The organism is Rhodococcus jostii NBRC 16295 (assembly GCF_001894825.1).
GTDB classification, from domain to species: domain Bacteria; phylum Actinomycetota; class Actinomycetes; order Mycobacteriales; family Mycobacteriaceae; genus Rhodococcus_F; species Rhodococcus_F jostii.
This window is the reverse complement of sequence record NZ_BCWY01000003.1, coordinates 242,341-255,565: the sequence shown is the minus strand read 5'-3', so window position 1 is coordinate 255,565 and position 13,225 is coordinate 242,341. Positions and strand designations below refer to the sequence as shown.

Here is a 13,225-nt window from a genome sequence, read left to right as displayed (position 1 = left end):
TCCCTCACTCCGCTGCGGAAGCAAGGTCGTATTCCTCGAGATCGAATTCCAGTGTGCCGCGGTGCTCGGGCGCCGCGATCGCGATCATGCGACGCGCACGCTCCCCGAGGGAACATCCGCGCAAGGCCGCGACACCGTGCTCGGTGACCACGAAATCGACGTCCGCACGGGCGGTGGTGACCGCGCCGTACTGCAGGGCCGTCTTGATCGTCGACTCGCCGCGGGAATCCGCGCGCATCGCGATGATCGAGCGGCCGCCGGTCATCGCCGCGGCCCGCGAGAAGTCGACCTGGCCCCCGACTGCGCCTGCGTAGGTGGTGTTGCGCATTTCCGCGCCGACCTGCCCGGTCAGGTCGACCTCGATGGCCGAGTTGATCGACACGAACGATCGTAGCTGCGAGAGGACGTGCGGCGCATGGGTGTAGCTCGCCGGGCGGAACGCCACCGGGAGGCCCGGCAGCCTGTCGTACAGCGCCGCGGTTCCGAGCGCGGCTCCCGTCACGTGCAGTCCCGGGTCGATCTCCTTCCGCGCCCCGGTGAGTACGCCTCGGTCGATCAGCCGGAGCGCTGCGTCGGAGATCATGCCGGAATGCAGTCCGAGGTCCCTGTGCCCCTCGAGTTCGGTGAGGACGGCGGACGGCAGAGTCCCGACGCCGATCTGGATCGTGTCTCCGTCTGCCACGAGATCGGCGACGTTCCGCGCGATCGCCAGTTCCGCCGCCGCGGGCGCGCGGTCCGGTGCCTCGAGCAGCGGCCGGTCGGTCTCGACCACCGCGGCAAACCGCGACAGCGGAATTCGGGGTGCGCCGAGAGTGACGGGCATGCGCCGGTTGATCTCGGCGATGAGGACCGGTGTGTGATCGAGGGCGTCCGCGATGTAGTCGACACCGACGCCGAGCGAACAGTTCCCGGCGGAGTCCGGCGGCGACACCTGCACGAAGCCGACGTCGCAAGGCAGCCGTCGTTCGGCGAACAGCCGCGGCAGGGCACCGTAATGGCAGGGCACGACGTCCAGGCGGGCGAGGCGGCGGAGTTCGCCGAGTCCGCCGTAGGAGACGACGGAAACCTCGTCGGGCAGTTCGCTCGTCAGTCGCCGATTCCAGGTGAGCCCCACGAATGCCCGGACCGGACCGATCGACGGCGCCTGATCGAGCAGGGCGTGGACGAGCGGGGTGGGTTCCGCGCTGGTCTGGCTCCACCAGATCCCGTCACCGGGCCGGATGTGCGGCGTCAGGTCGATCATCAGTCGATCCGCTGGATGAGGGTCGCCGTTCCCAGGCCGCCGCCGCAGCACATGGTCACCAGACCGATTTCGGCGTCGCGCCGTTCGAGCTCCGCGACGATCGTGGCGATGAGCCGGGCACCGGTCGCGCCGACCGGGTGCCCGAGGGCGATCGCGCCGCCGTTGACGTTGACCCGGTCCATGTCGGGCTTCAGTTCCCGCTCCCACGCGAGGACGACCGAGCTGAACGCCTCGTTGACCTCGAACAGGTCGATGTCGCTCATGCTCATCCCGTTGCGGTCGAGCAACTTCCGGGTCGCCGGGATCGGACCGGTCAGCATGATGATCGGGTCGACCCCGACGGTGGTCTGATCGAGGATCCGGGCGCGGGCCCGCAGTCCGTGGGCGTCGACCGCCTCCCGGGAGGCGAGCAGGACACCGGCGGCCCCGTCGGAGATCGGCGACGAACTGCCCGCCGTGATGCGGCCGTTCTCCCGGAACGCCGTCTTCAGCCCGGCGAGGCTGTCGAGACTCGTTCCGGGACGGAGGGTCTGGTCGGTGGTCCGAGTCTCGCCGGCGAGGTCGAGCGGGATCATCTCGGCGTCGAAGCGGCCCGCCTCGATCGCCTCGGTCGCGAGACGATGGGAGCGGACGGCGAACTCGTCCATCTCCTGCCGGGAGATCTCCCAGCGGTCCGCGATGAGTTCGGCACTCTCGCCCTGGTGCACGAAGTCGTAGCGGTCGCGCAGTGCTTCCGGCCACGGGTCGCCGTACAGTTCGGAGATCTTCGCGGGTGAGGTGATCGGCACGTGGCCCATGTGTTCCACACCGCCGGCAACGACGACGTCGTGCGTGCCGGAACCGACCAGCGCGGCGCCCATCTCGACGGCCGTCTGAGCGGACCCGCAGCGGCGGTCCAGCACCACTGCCGGCACCTCCGGCGGGTAACCCACCTGCAGCCAGGCGTTGCGACCGATGTTGCGAGACTGCTCACCGAACGGTGCGGTGCAGCCGATCACGAGGTCCTCGACGACGGCCGGGTCGAGGCCGCTGCGGCGGATCAGGTCCGTGTAGACCGCGCCGAGCATGTCGTTGGGGTGGGTGTCGCGGAACCAGCCGCGCTCGGGGTGCGACTTGCCCATGGGAGTGCGGGCCGCTTCCGCGATGACGACCTCGCGCGCGGAACGCTGGAAGGGGTTGCGCTTCTCGGCCATCAGATCACCGTTCCGCCGTCGACGGGCAGAACCTGGCCCGTGATGTACGACGCACCGTCGGACGCGAAGAACACGAAGCTGGACGAGATCTCGTCCGGTTCCGCCCAGCGGCCCAACGGGATCCGCGCGAGCGTCTTGGCGGCGAGCTTCTCGTTGCTGCGGATGTTCTCCGTCATCTTGGTGGCGGCGAGCGGCGCGATCGCGTTGACCGTCACCTGCTTCCTGGCGAGTTCCCGCGCCAGCGACTTCGTGAGTCCGATGATGCCCGCCTTCGCGGCACCATAGTTTGCCTGCCCGATGGTGCCCTGGAGCCCGGCGGCGGACGTCACGTTGATGATGCGGCCGCTGCCGTCGGAAGGTAGGTACGGGAGGACGGCCTTGCTGCAGACGAAGCTGCCGACGAGATGAATGTCGACGATGCGGCGGAAGTCCTCTTCCTCGAGGTTCGGGAACATCGCCGGTGCGATGGCACCCGCGTTGTTGACCAGGATGTTGAGGGTGCCGTCGTTCAACGCGGCGGCCTGCTCCGCCGCGGCGGCCGCCTGATCGCCGTTGCGGACGTCGAGGGCCGCGGACTTCGCCGAACCGCCGGCCGCGGTGATCTCCGCGGCCACGGCCGCCGCGGCATCGCCGTCGACATCGGTGACGAGCACGGCCGCGCCTGCTCGTGCGTAGGCATGCGCGACCGAGGCGCCGATTCCGCTGCCGGCACCGGTCACGAGTGCGGACTTTCCGGTGAGTTCGAACATCAGTAGCTCCTGGGGAGGCCGAGGACGTGCTCGCCGAGGTAGTTGAGAACCATCTCCTGGCTGAGCGGGGCGATCTTGGTCAGGCGGGCTTCGCGGAAGTAGCGGGCCACGTGGTACTCCTCCGAATAGCCCATGCCGCCGTGGGTCTGCAGGGCGCGGTCCGCGGCCTGGAAACCGGCGTCGGCGCAGAGGTACTTGGCCATGTTGGCTTCGCGGGCGCACGGCTTTCCGTTGTCGTAGAGCCACGTCGCCTTGCGCAGGACGAGTTCCGCCGCGTCGAGGCGGGCGAGCGAATCGGCGAGCGGGAACTGCAGGCCCTGATTCATGCCGATGGGGCGGCCGAACACCTCACGCTCGTTGGCGTACTGGACGCCGCGACGGAGAGCGGCCCGGCCGATACCGAGAGCCTCGGACGCCACGAGCATGCGCTCCGGGTTGAGGCCATCGAGGATGTACTTGAAGCCCTTGCCCTCCTCGCCCACGCGGTCCTCGACGGGGATCTCGAGGTTGTCGATGAACAGTTCGTTCGACGTGACCGCGTTACGCCCCATCTTCTTGATCGGGCGGATGTCGACCTTCGAGCGGTCGAGGTCGGTGAGGAAGAGCGTCAGACCGTCCGTCTTCTTCTTCGCATCCTCGAACTTCGTTGTGCGAGTGAGGAGAAGGATCTTCTCCGACTCCATCGCCTTCGAGATCCAGACCTTGCGGCCGTTGACGATGTACTTGTCACCCTCCCGGCGCGCGAAGGTGGTGATCCTGGTGGTGTCCAAACCGGCGCCGGGCTCGGTGACTCCGAAGCAGACGTGCAGGTCGCCGTCGACGATCCGCGGAAGGGTGCGCTGCTTGAGTTCCTCGGATCCGTGCACGATCACCGGGTGCATCCCGAAGATCGACAGGTGCATCGAACTCGCACCGTTCATGCCCGCGCCGGACGCGGCGACCTCCTCCAGCAGGATCGAGGCCTCGGTGATTCCCATGCCGTGCCCGCCGTACGCCTCGGGCGTCGTGATGCCGAGCCAGCCGCCCTTGGCGAACGCGTCGTAGAACTCGGTGGGGAACTCGTGCTCACTGTCCTTCTCCACCCAGTACTGCTCGTCGAACTTACCTGCGAGCTCGCGCACCGCATCTCGGATCGTCGCCTGATCCTCGGTCAGATCAAAGTCCACAGCACGTCCCGTCGTCGTAGAAACCGTTTGGACTTAAGTTACTAAAGGACAGACCAAAAAGTCAACGGTCGATCATCCGGCGGCGGGCAGCAGCGGAAGGTCCCGCGCAAGGCGCTCGTTCCACACGTCCGGACCGCCGAACAGCTTCTCGTCGAGCTTGGTGCGCTTGTAGTACAGGTGCAGGTCGTGTTCCCACGTGTAGCCGATGGCGCCGTGCATCACGAGGGCACTGTCGGCTGCCTGCACCGCATTCCGCGTCACCTGCGCCTTGGCGACCGCGGCGTGCACCGCGCAGTCGTCGAGGCCCAGGTCGACCGACGCGGCGGCGTAATAGGCGATCGACCGTCCCGCCTCGACGGAGACGAGAATGCCTGCCGCAGCATGCTTCACGGCCTGGAACGACCCGATCGGGACTCCGAACTGCTGCCGCTGCTTGCTGTAGTCCACGGCGAGGCGGAGCATGCGGTCCATCGCGCCGAGCGAGTCGGCGGACACGAGCACGGCCGCCCGGAGTCCTGCGTCGTCGAGCGCCGTCGCCGCCTCGATGTCGAGGCGCTGCCCGGCGACGTCGTCGAACCGGACATCCGCGGCCGCGCGAGACGGGTCGAGGAGACGCCGCGGTTCGACCGTGACACCGGGGTCGTCGACTCGGACGAGGTACAGGGACACCGTTCCGTCGGCGTCTTTCGCCGGGACGACCAGCAGTTTTGCCCGTTCGGCGCCGAGCACCGTCGCGACACGGCCGGTGAGTGCGCCGCCCGCGTCGGCGCGCACCGAATCGGCGAGGCCGAACGGACGGGTCGCGTCGACGGCAACGGCTGCAAAACCACCCCCTGCCAGTACGTCGGTGGCGACGTCGGCGGGCAGCAGGGGCGCGGCGAGGACGGACGCGGTCCAGGCACTCGACGGCGCGGCGTACCGGCCCAGCGCCTCGGCGGTCAACGCCAATTCGAGTAGCCCACCGCCCTGACCACCGATGTCCTCGGCGAGTCCGGCGGAGAACCAGCCTTCCTCGACGAATTTCTGTTCGAACTCGGCAGGATCACCCGATTCACCCCACTTGCGGACATTTGCCGGAGCGGCGAACCGCCCGAGCCAGCCGTCGAGGGCTTCGGTGAACATTTCCTGCTCTTCTGACAGTTCCCAGCGCATACAACTGGCCCTCTCGATGAGACGAAGAATAGGCTGCAAGACGAACGCAGCGAGAACCCAATGGTATATTAGGTCTGACCGTTAGACCAGAGAGGGCGGGGAGCCATGCCATCAGCCGTGCCGAACACCACCCGGAACGGACGTTCCTCCATCCAGTTGACACCGATGGCGGTACCGAAGGCGTCGGACGTCCTCGCGAACGAGCTGCGCGAGCGGATTCTCAGCGGGGACTACGTCGAAGGCACACCGCTGCCGCCGGAGCGCGAACTCGTCGTTCAGACGAAGATGAGCCGCACCACCGTCCGCGAGGCACTCCGCATCCTCGAGGTGCAGGGACTCGTGCGCATCAAGGCGGGCCGAGCCGGGGGCGCCTTCGTTCAGCGGCCGGGCGAACAGTCCATGGCGGACACGGTGGCTCTGCTCATCCGCGGTCGTCAGATCCGTCTCGCCGCGCTGCTCGAGACCCGCGAGGCGATCGAGCCGTTCTGCGCCCAACTCGCCGCCCGTCATCGCACAGACGAGGATCTCGCGCGTCTCGACGCCGCCAACGACGACATCGCGGGCGCAGGTGACAGCCTCGACGCCTTCCTTCAGGCGAACATCGACTGGCACGTCGCCGTGGCGAGCGCCAGTCACAACGAACTATTGTCGGGCCTCATGATCTCGCTCTCACGGGCCATCTATGCCGCAACGGAGAACGAAGGATTCATCGACGACAAGGTCCGCGAAATTACCGTCCGGGCGCACCGCTCGGTCACCAAGGCCATTCGCGACAAGGACGCCGATGCCGCCGTACGGCGCATGAGCAGGCACGTCCACTCGTACGCCGAGTCGATCAAGGATTTCGAGGAGCGCACCGACATTCTGCTGGACGAGTAGTCCCGCCGAGCATTCGGTCGTTCCGACCACGAAGGCCCCACACCATCCAGTGTGGGGCCTTCGCCGTAGTCACGAGGCTGCGTCGCGACCGCCCGCCACCACGGCACGGATCTCGTCGACGGCCTCCGGATTTTCCGCACCCGACAGGTCACCCGGGTCGGTCCCCAGCGCGGCGGCGCGGACCGCCCGGCGGAGAATCTTCGCGGACCTGGTCTTGGGAAGCCGCGTCACCCGATGAACCACGCTGGGCGCGAACGGTTTCCCGAGTTCCGCGGCGACACGGGCGATCAACTCGGCCGAGATGTCCGCCGTGTCGCCGCCCGCGTCCGCGCGGGGAACCCAGAACGCCCAGACCGCCTCACCCTTCTTCGGGTCCGGCACACCGACCGCCGCCGCCTCGGACACCGCCGGGTGCGCGGTCAGAACGGCCTCGACCTCCGCCGGGGCGAGACGCTTGCCTGCCACGTTCATGACGTCGTCGGATCGGCCCCGGATGTACCACTGCCCGTCGTCGTCGACGAGCGCGTAGTCGCCGTGCCGCCACATGCCGGGGAACGTCGACCAGTACGCCTCCAGATAGCGTTCCTCGTCCTTCCACACCCCGCGCGTCATCGACGGCCACGGTTGCCGGCACACGAGTTCGCCCTGTTCGCCGCGCAACGAGCGTCCCGCGTCGTCGACGACGTCCACGTCCATGCCCAGCGAGGGCCCGCCCAGCGAGCAGCTGTGAATCGGCTCCACCGGGTACGGCGCGAGGAACGACCCACCGACCTCGGTGCCGCCGGAGAAGTTGATGACCGGCACGCGCCCACCGAACACGTCCCGCGCCAGCCAGTCGTACGAATCCGGGTCCCAGGGCTCACCGGTCGACCCGATGGTGTGCACCGAGGACAGGTCGTACCGTGCCGCGACATCCGTCTCCCGCCCGCGGAGGGTGCGGATCAGCGTCGGAGAGACGCCGAGCATTGTCACCCGATGACGCTCCGCGAGCTGCCACAGCCGGTCGGTGTCCGGTACGTCCGGAGACCCTTCGTACAGGACGAGGGTGCCACCGTTGGCATGCGTGCCGATGATCGACAGCGGTCCCATGATCCAGCCCATGTCGGTGATCCAGCAGAACACCCCGCCCGGCTGCAGATCGAACGAGTACGCGACCTCGCTGGCCGTCTTGACGAGGAATCCGGCGTGCGTGTGGACGGCGCCCTTCGGCTTGCCGGTCGTGCCGGACGTGTAGGCCAGCGCGAACGGCTCGGCGGCGTCCATCGCCTCCACCGGCCCCGGGTCTCCGCCGTTGCCGAGGAGCTTCACCCAGGAGATGTCGCGACTTCCGGAATCGACAGGGGTACCGATGTTCTCGACCACGACGACCGACTGCACGGTCGGGCACGCGGCCAGGGCTTCGTCGAGGGCGGGCTTCATCGTGACGGACTTGCGACGCCGCACTGTTCCGTCGGCGACGATCACCACCTTCGCGTCCGCGTCCTGGATGCGGGACGCGATCGCGCTCGGAGCGAATCCGGAGAACAGCGGAACGAGGACCGCGCCGAGCCGCGCGACCGCGTACACCGACACGACCGCCTCGGGAATCATCGGCAGGAACAGGGCGACGGCGTCGCCCTTGCCGACGCCGAGCTCGCGCAGTCCTGCGGCTGCCCGCTCGACGTCCGCCGCGAGCTCGCGATACGACAGGCTGCGGACGGTGCCGTCCTCGGCCTCGTGGGCGACGGCCACCCGATCGGCAACCACCGGGTCGGCGAGCCACCGCTCCAGACACGCGTCGACGACGTTCGTCTTACCCCCGACGAACCAGTCCGGGTGCTCGATTCCCCGTGAGGTGTCGAGAACTTCGTGGTACGGCGACTGGAACGGCAGGCCCAGGTCGCGGACCACCGCGTCCCAGTACCACCGCACGTCGGCGACGGAGCGGGCGCGGAGTTCGGCCAGACCGGAGAGGCCGTGGGCGCGGGCGAGCCGGGTGACGTTGGCGTTCTCGACGTACTCGTCGGTCGGTAGCCAGGTGTAGTCGGACACTGTCAGCTCCTCGGCATGTCGAGCATGCGCTCGGCGACGATGTTGCGCTGGATGAAGGTGGAACCGCCGGCGATGGCGGTGCCGCGGGCCTGATAGGCGAGCCGCTGCCACCGCGCCGTCCGCTGCCCCACCTCGTCGAGGGCGAATTGCCCGCCGACCGGTTCGAGCGACAATCGGAAGTCGGCCAGTTCCTCGACGAGGGGGCAGAAGAACAATTTGCCGATGGAGGTGACCGGACCCGGCGGACCGTCGTTGGCCGCGAGTGTGACGACGCGCTGGCCGATGAGATAATGCACGAGGGCCCGGCCGTACAGATCCGCGACCTTCTGTCGGACCACCGGATCCTCGCCGAGCGGGCGACCCGCGTCGTCGGTCATCCCGGCGATGTCGGCCACGATGTCGTCGACGGCACGTTTGGTGTTGACGCGGCCCGTCGCGATCGCCACCCGCTCGTACGCGAGCGTGCCCATCGCCACCTTCCAGCCGCCGTCCACCTCCCCGACCACGAGCTCGTCGGGGATGAACACGTCGTCGAGGAACACCTCGTTGAATTCCGCCTCGCCGAGCATGTGCGCGAGCGGCCGCACCGTGATGCCCTCACTGTCCATGGGCACCAGGAAGTACGTGATGCCCTTGTGCCGCGGGCCGCCGCCGGTGCGGGCCAGCAGGATGGCGTGCGCCGCGATATGCGCGCGGCTGGTCCAGATCTTTTGCCCGTTGACCTTCCAGCCCCCGTCCACCTTCGTGGCCTTGGTGCGCAGCGAGGCGAGGTCCGATCCGGCGTCCGGCTCGGAGAACAGCTGGCACCAGATTTCCTCACCGGTCAGGATGGGCCGGAGAAACCGTTCCTTCTGGGCGGGTGTCCCGAAGTCGATGATGGTCGGGCCGGCGAAATCCTCGCCGATGGTGTTGAGCCGCTCCGGCGCTCCCACCCGGTCCATTTCTTCGGTGAAGATGGACTTGCGGATCGGGTCGGCGGCTTGACCGCCGTACTCCTGCGGCCACGACATCCCGCCGTAGCCGGCGTCGAAGAGCAGTCGCTGCCACTGCTGCCAGAACGGCACCTTGTCGACCAGATCGATGGGTTCCGGCCACGGCAGTGTCGGGACCGCCTTCTCGGCCCACTCCCGGACCTCTGCACGGAATGTGGCCTCGTCTGGGGAATCAGCGAGCTCCATTGCATCCTCCTCACGGATTTAGGCTCAATGATACTATAGGTCAGTCCAAAAAGGAGGACTCGATGGCAGAACCACTCCCCGCCGGCGCCGTAGACCGCGTCGAATACGACGTCGAACGCGGCAAGATTCGCGAGTTCACGCGCGCGACGTTCACGACCGACCCCGTACACACCGACCGGAATGCGGCGCGCACAGCGGGATTCGACGACGTACCGGCCACCCTCACCCACACCGTCGTCGCCGGACACCAGCGCGACCAGCGTGCCTTCGTCGACTCGCTGGGCCTCGCCCTCGAACGCGTGGTGGTCGGTTCGGTCACGTGGACGTACCTGCGACCGCTCACCGCCGGCGACCACGTCGTCGGCACCCGCCGTGTCGTCGATGACGCACAGCGAGAAGGCAAGCGGGGCGGGACGATGCGCGTCGTCACCCTGGAGACCGAGTACGTCGACGCAGACGGCGCGCCCGTGGCGCGACTCGAGGAGGTCCTGATCGAACGAGGAGAACAGCGATGAGAACACCGGCCAAGCTCCGCGTCGGCGACACCCTCGACACCCGGGCGGTCGGCCCGGTCACCCAGACCGACATCGTCCGATTTGCCGGCGCAGGAGGCGATTTCAATCCCCTGCACCACGACCCCGAGTTCGTAGCCACGTCGGGTTTCCCGGGCGTGATCGCGATGGGTCAGATGCAGGCGGGCATCCTTGCCGGCTGGGTCTCCGACACGTTCGGTGTCGAGCACGTGCGCTCCTTCGGTGTCCGGTTCGTCGCGCCGGTCTTCCTCGGCGACACCCTGACCGTGGGCGGCACGGTGGCGACGATCACCGAGACGGACGGGCAGTCACTCGCGACCGTCGATCTCGTCGCGTCCGGGGTCAAGGGCCCCGTCGTCACCGGGTCTGCGACCGTTGTGGTGACAGCGGACTGATCTTCCCTCGACCCACGAAAAGGGGGCGAAGCCGATTCGGCTTCGCCCCCTTTCCGATTCGGTCAGCCGACGGTCTGCACCCGCTGTTCCTGGTCGGCCTTGATCTTCTCCGCGATCCGGGCGCGAAGCACATGCTTCTGGATCTTGCCCGTCGCGGTCGTCGGCAGCGCGTCGACGAGTTCGAGCCGCTCCGGGACCTTCTGGATGGCGACACCCTGGTCGAGGAGGTAGTTCTTGATCTTCTCGAGAGTGACGTCCTCGGACCCGGGCGCCGGGACGAGGTAGAGGCACACCGCCTCGCCGAGCCGGTCGTCGGGCATCGCGACCGCCGCGACACCGCGGACGGCGGGATGGGCTGCGAGGAGGTCTTCGACCTGGCGGACACTGATGTTCATTCCGCCGCGGATCACGATGTCCTTCGTGCGCCCGGTGACGCGAACGTACCCGCCCTCGTCCATCCGACCGAGGTCACCGGAGCGGGAGTAACCGTCCGGCGTGAACAGCTTGGCCGTCTCCTCGGCGTTGTGGAGATACGCGAGCATGTGCATGGCGCCCTTGTAGGCGATGTCGCCCTCCTCGCCGCGCGGAACCTCGTCACCGAGTTCGTCGACGATCTTCACCGACTGCATCGGGAGCGGACGACCGTCCGAGGTGATCGATCGCTCGGGATCGTCGCTGACGATGCACATGGTGGTGGTGACGTTCTCCGAGCGACCGTACAGGCTGAGTACCTGCAGATTCGGGAACTGTTCGGCGGCATGGGTGACGAAACTTCCCGGAATCGGGGAGCCCGCGGCGACCCACAGGCGCATGCTGCCGATGTCGTGCACGGCGGGGTCGTAGGCGTCCATGAGCATCTGCAGGAACGTCGTCGCACTCACCGCGACCGTGCATCCGCGTTCCTTGATCTGCTCCATTCCGCGAACCGGCTCCCACACCTCGATGAGATGCGACGCCGCACCGTGCATGAGAGGAAGGATGATGCTGGTGACCAGTCCGGTGGTGTGCGTGATCGGCGAGGGCCCGAACTGTACGTCCTCGGGCGTGTACGCGAATCCCTTGGCCAGCAGCCGGGATCCGCAGGCCAGCGTGTTGAACGTGTGGATGCAGCCCTTGGGCCGGGACGTCGTGCCACTGCTGTAGACGATGACGAACGGCTCGTCCGGACCGACGCCGGGGCCGAGTTCGGCGATTGCCTCCTCCGGGCCGACGTCCGCCGACAACGACTCGAACGACACCGACCCGTTCGGCAGGTCGCCGTTCCCCCGGACGACCACGACGTCCTCGAGGGTGTCTACCGCACTCAGGATTTCGGTGTACATGCCGGCGTAGTCGAACTTCCTGAAACCCTGCGGCGTAATCGCAAGCCGGACACCGGCATTTCTCAGGATGTATTCGACGTCGTCCCGGCGGTAGATCGGCATGATCGGAACCAAGACGGCGCCCAGTCGCGACAAGGCGACGGCGATGATCGAGAACTCGATCCAGTTCGGAACCTGCACCGAGACGCGGTCACCGGCCGCGATCCCGTGTCGGCGGAGGCCCACCGCAAGACTCAGGGCCCTGTCACGCAACTCCCGGAAGGTGATGCCGCCACTGGTGTCGTCGGTCAGGAAGACGCGGTCGCCTCGCTCGGCCACCTGAGCCTCGAGCAGGTCGAAGAAGGTGTCGCGGTGCCACTGTCCGGTGGCATAGAACTCTCGGATCTGTTCGTCCGAATAGCGATCGGTGACCGATGCGAACGCCATGGGAAGCCTTCCTCTGAGCGCAGATGTGGAGAGGGAATGAGAAACCTGTGTTGGCCCTCACGATATAATGGTTGGACCGAAAGTGCAACGAGTTCGCACTTTCTCCGTCATCGCATGCTCCATACGGGAGAACGCTTTTCACGGAAGGCGGTGACGCCCTCGACGATGTCGTCGGTCGTGAACGCGAGGGCGAGCTGAGACTGCAGCGCCGTCAGAGCGTCCGGCAGCGACATGTCGCGGGTGTTGTTGATCGCCTCCTTGCCGAGACGCAGGAGAAGCGGCGATTTACTCGCGAGCCGGCGCGCCCACTCCCGGACCTCCGCTTCGAAGTCGTCATCCGGAATCACACGATTCACGAGCCCCAGCTCGAGTGCGTCCGCGGCGGTGATGAGCTCGCCGTACATCATCAGCTCGTTCGCCTTGAGCCGCCCGACGTTCCGGTAGATGAGGGCGGAAATCATGAACGGGAAGACGCCGACGTTGATCTCCGGGCACCCGAACCGGACCGACTCCTTGGCGAGCACGAAGTCGCACGCGAGGGCGAGCCCAAATGCGCCCGCCAGCACGTCGCCACCGGCCGCGCAGATCACCGGCTTCCCGAGGCCGCCGATGAGTTGATAGAGCCGCGGGAAGCGATCCAGCCCGGCATATTTGACGATCGTGGGCGTCTCGCTCGCGAACGCCTTGAGGTCTCCGCCCGCAGAGAAGATCTTCTCGTGCGACGAAGCCAGGACTACGACCCGCACGTCGTCGTCCCCGCGGGCGCGTTCGAGCGCGGCGAGTAGTTCGTCCAGCATGTCGTCGGACAGCGCGTTGCGGGTTTCGGGGCGATCGAGGGTGACGACGGCGATGTGCTCGTCGACGTCGTATCGCACGGGGTGCGCCATAGTGCCGGTCCTTTCAGTTTGGTCTTACCATTCGACCCTAGTACGGACCTGGCGTCGGGAACAAGAACTCA

12 protein-coding genes are annotated in these 13,225 nt (G+C 67.4%); 3 read left to right on the top strand and 9 right to left on the bottom strand.

Annotated elements, in window-relative coordinates:
* Positions 1 to 4 precede the first annotated feature (4 nt).
* The 5 genes from RJ1_RS03935 to RJ1_RS03915 all read right to left on the bottom strand — a co-directional run bounded on the left by RJ1_RS03935 (position 5) and on the right by RJ1_RS03915 (position 5,503).
* Positions 5 to 1,243 carry an acetyl-CoA hydrolase/transferase family protein gene (locus tag RJ1_RS03935; RefSeq protein WP_073358633.1) on the bottom strand — a complete coding sequence of 413 codons (1,239 nt, stop codon included), beginning with the start codon at positions 1,241 to 1,243 and terminating at the stop codon, positions 5 to 7.
* Entirely contained in the window at positions 1,243 to 2,436 is a 1,194-nt protein-coding gene (locus RJ1_RS03930) for a thiolase family protein (protein ID WP_073358630.1), read from the bottom strand. Before RJ1_RS03930 ends, RJ1_RS03935 begins: the two co-directional genes overlap by 1 nt.
* A complete protein-coding gene (locus tag RJ1_RS03925) occupies positions 2,436 to 3,185 on the bottom strand; it encodes an SDR family NAD(P)-dependent oxidoreductase (protein WP_073358628.1) in 750 nt (249 codons plus the stop codon). The genes RJ1_RS03930 and RJ1_RS03925 overlap by 1 nt, the downstream gene beginning before the upstream one ends.
* A complete protein-coding gene (locus RJ1_RS03920) occupies positions 3,185 to 4,351 on the bottom strand; it encodes an acyl-CoA dehydrogenase family protein (RefSeq protein WP_005250871.1) in 1,167 nt (388 codons plus the stop codon). Before RJ1_RS03920 ends, RJ1_RS03925 begins: the two co-directional genes overlap by 1 nt.
* Positions 4,352 to 4,423: 72 nt before the next feature.
* Complete coding sequence (locus tag RJ1_RS03915; protein WP_073358625.1) at positions 4,424 to 5,503, bottom strand: acyl-CoA dehydrogenase family protein; 1,080 nt, start codon at positions 5,501 to 5,503, stop codon at positions 4,424 to 4,426.
* A 117-nt stretch (positions 5,504 to 5,620) separates the two neighbouring features.
* On the opposite strand from RJ1_RS03915, the gene RJ1_RS03910 reads away from it, so the two are divergent.
* Entirely contained in the window at positions 5,621 to 6,382 is a 762-nt protein-coding gene (locus tag RJ1_RS03910; RefSeq protein WP_174694938.1) for a FadR/GntR family transcriptional regulator, read from the top strand.
* Positions 6,383 to 6,451: 69 nt separating this feature from the next.
* Here the strand turns inward: RJ1_RS03910 and RJ1_RS03905 are convergent, their stop codons facing one another.
* Positions 6,452 to 8,413, bottom strand: coding sequence for an AMP-binding protein (locus RJ1_RS03905; RefSeq protein WP_073358620.1), 1,962 nt, complete (start codon positions 8,411 to 8,413; stop codon positions 6,452 to 6,454).
* Between the two features lie 2 nt (positions 8,414 to 8,415).
* Positions 8,416 to 9,591, bottom strand: coding sequence for an acyl-CoA dehydrogenase family protein (locus tag RJ1_RS03900; RefSeq protein WP_073358618.1), 1,176 nt, complete (start codon positions 9,589 to 9,591; stop codon positions 8,416 to 8,418).
* A 62-nt stretch (positions 9,592 to 9,653) separates the two neighbouring features.
* Here RJ1_RS03900 and RJ1_RS03895 point away from each other — a divergent pair, with 62 nt between their 5' ends.
* Entirely contained in the window at positions 9,654 to 10,106 is a 453-nt protein-coding gene (locus tag RJ1_RS03895; RefSeq protein ID WP_073358616.1) for an FAS1-like dehydratase domain-containing protein, read from the top strand.
* On the top strand, positions 10,103 to 10,519 hold the full coding sequence (locus RJ1_RS03890) for a MaoC family dehydratase (protein ID WP_073358614.1): 417 nt from the start codon (positions 10,103 to 10,105) through the stop codon (positions 10,517 to 10,519). Before RJ1_RS03895 ends, RJ1_RS03890 begins: the two co-directional genes overlap by 4 nt.
* A 62-nt stretch (positions 10,520 to 10,581) precedes the next feature.
* Here the strand turns inward: RJ1_RS03890 and RJ1_RS03885 are convergent, their stop codons facing one another.
* Together RJ1_RS03885 and RJ1_RS03880 are read right to left on the bottom strand one after the other, a co-directional pair.
* Positions 10,582 to 12,267 (bottom strand): AMP-binding protein, encoded by a 1,686-nt coding sequence (locus RJ1_RS03885; RefSeq protein WP_073358612.1) that lies wholly within the window; start codon positions 12,265 to 12,267, stop codon positions 10,582 to 10,584.
* 107 nt (positions 12,268 to 12,374) lie between these two features.
* Complete coding sequence (locus RJ1_RS03880) at positions 12,375 to 13,154, bottom strand: enoyl-CoA hydratase/isomerase family protein (RefSeq protein ID WP_073358610.1); 780 nt, start codon at positions 13,152 to 13,154, stop codon at positions 12,375 to 12,377.
* Positions 13,155 to 13,225: the final 71 nt, after the last annotated feature.

Coding starts and splice junctions, on each gene's coding strand:
- RJ1_RS03935 (WP_073358633.1), bottom strand. CDS start 1,243: ATGATCGACCTGACGCCGCACATCCGGCCCGGTGACGGGATCTGGTGG.
- RJ1_RS03930 (WP_073358630.1), bottom strand. CDS start 2,436: ATGGCCGAGAAGCGCAACCCCTTCCAGCGTTCCGCGCGCGAGGTCGTC.
- RJ1_RS03925 (WP_073358628.1), bottom strand. CDS start 3,185: ATGTTCGAACTCACCGGAAAGTCCGCACTCGTGACCGGTGCCGGCAGC.
- RJ1_RS03915 (WP_073358625.1), bottom strand. CDS start 5,503: ATGCGCTGGGAACTGTCAGAAGAGCAGGAAATGTTCACCGAAGCCCTC.
- RJ1_RS03900 (WP_073358618.1), bottom strand. CDS start 9,591: ATGGAGCTCGCTGATTCCCCAGACGAGGCCACATTCCGTGCAGAGGTC.
- RJ1_RS03895 (WP_073358616.1), top strand. CDS start 9,654: ATGGCAGAACCACTCCCCGCCGGCGCCGTAGACCGCGTCGAATACGAC.
- RJ1_RS03890 (WP_073358614.1), top strand. CDS start 10,103: ATGAGAACACCGGCCAAGCTCCGCGTCGGCGACACCCTCGACACCCGG.
- RJ1_RS03885 (WP_073358612.1), bottom strand. CDS start 12,267: ATGGCGTTCGCATCGGTCACCGATCGCTATTCGGACGAACAGATCCGA.
- RJ1_RS03880 (WP_073358610.1), bottom strand. CDS start 13,154: ATGGCGCACCCCGTGCGATACGACGTCGACGAGCACATCGCCGTCGTC.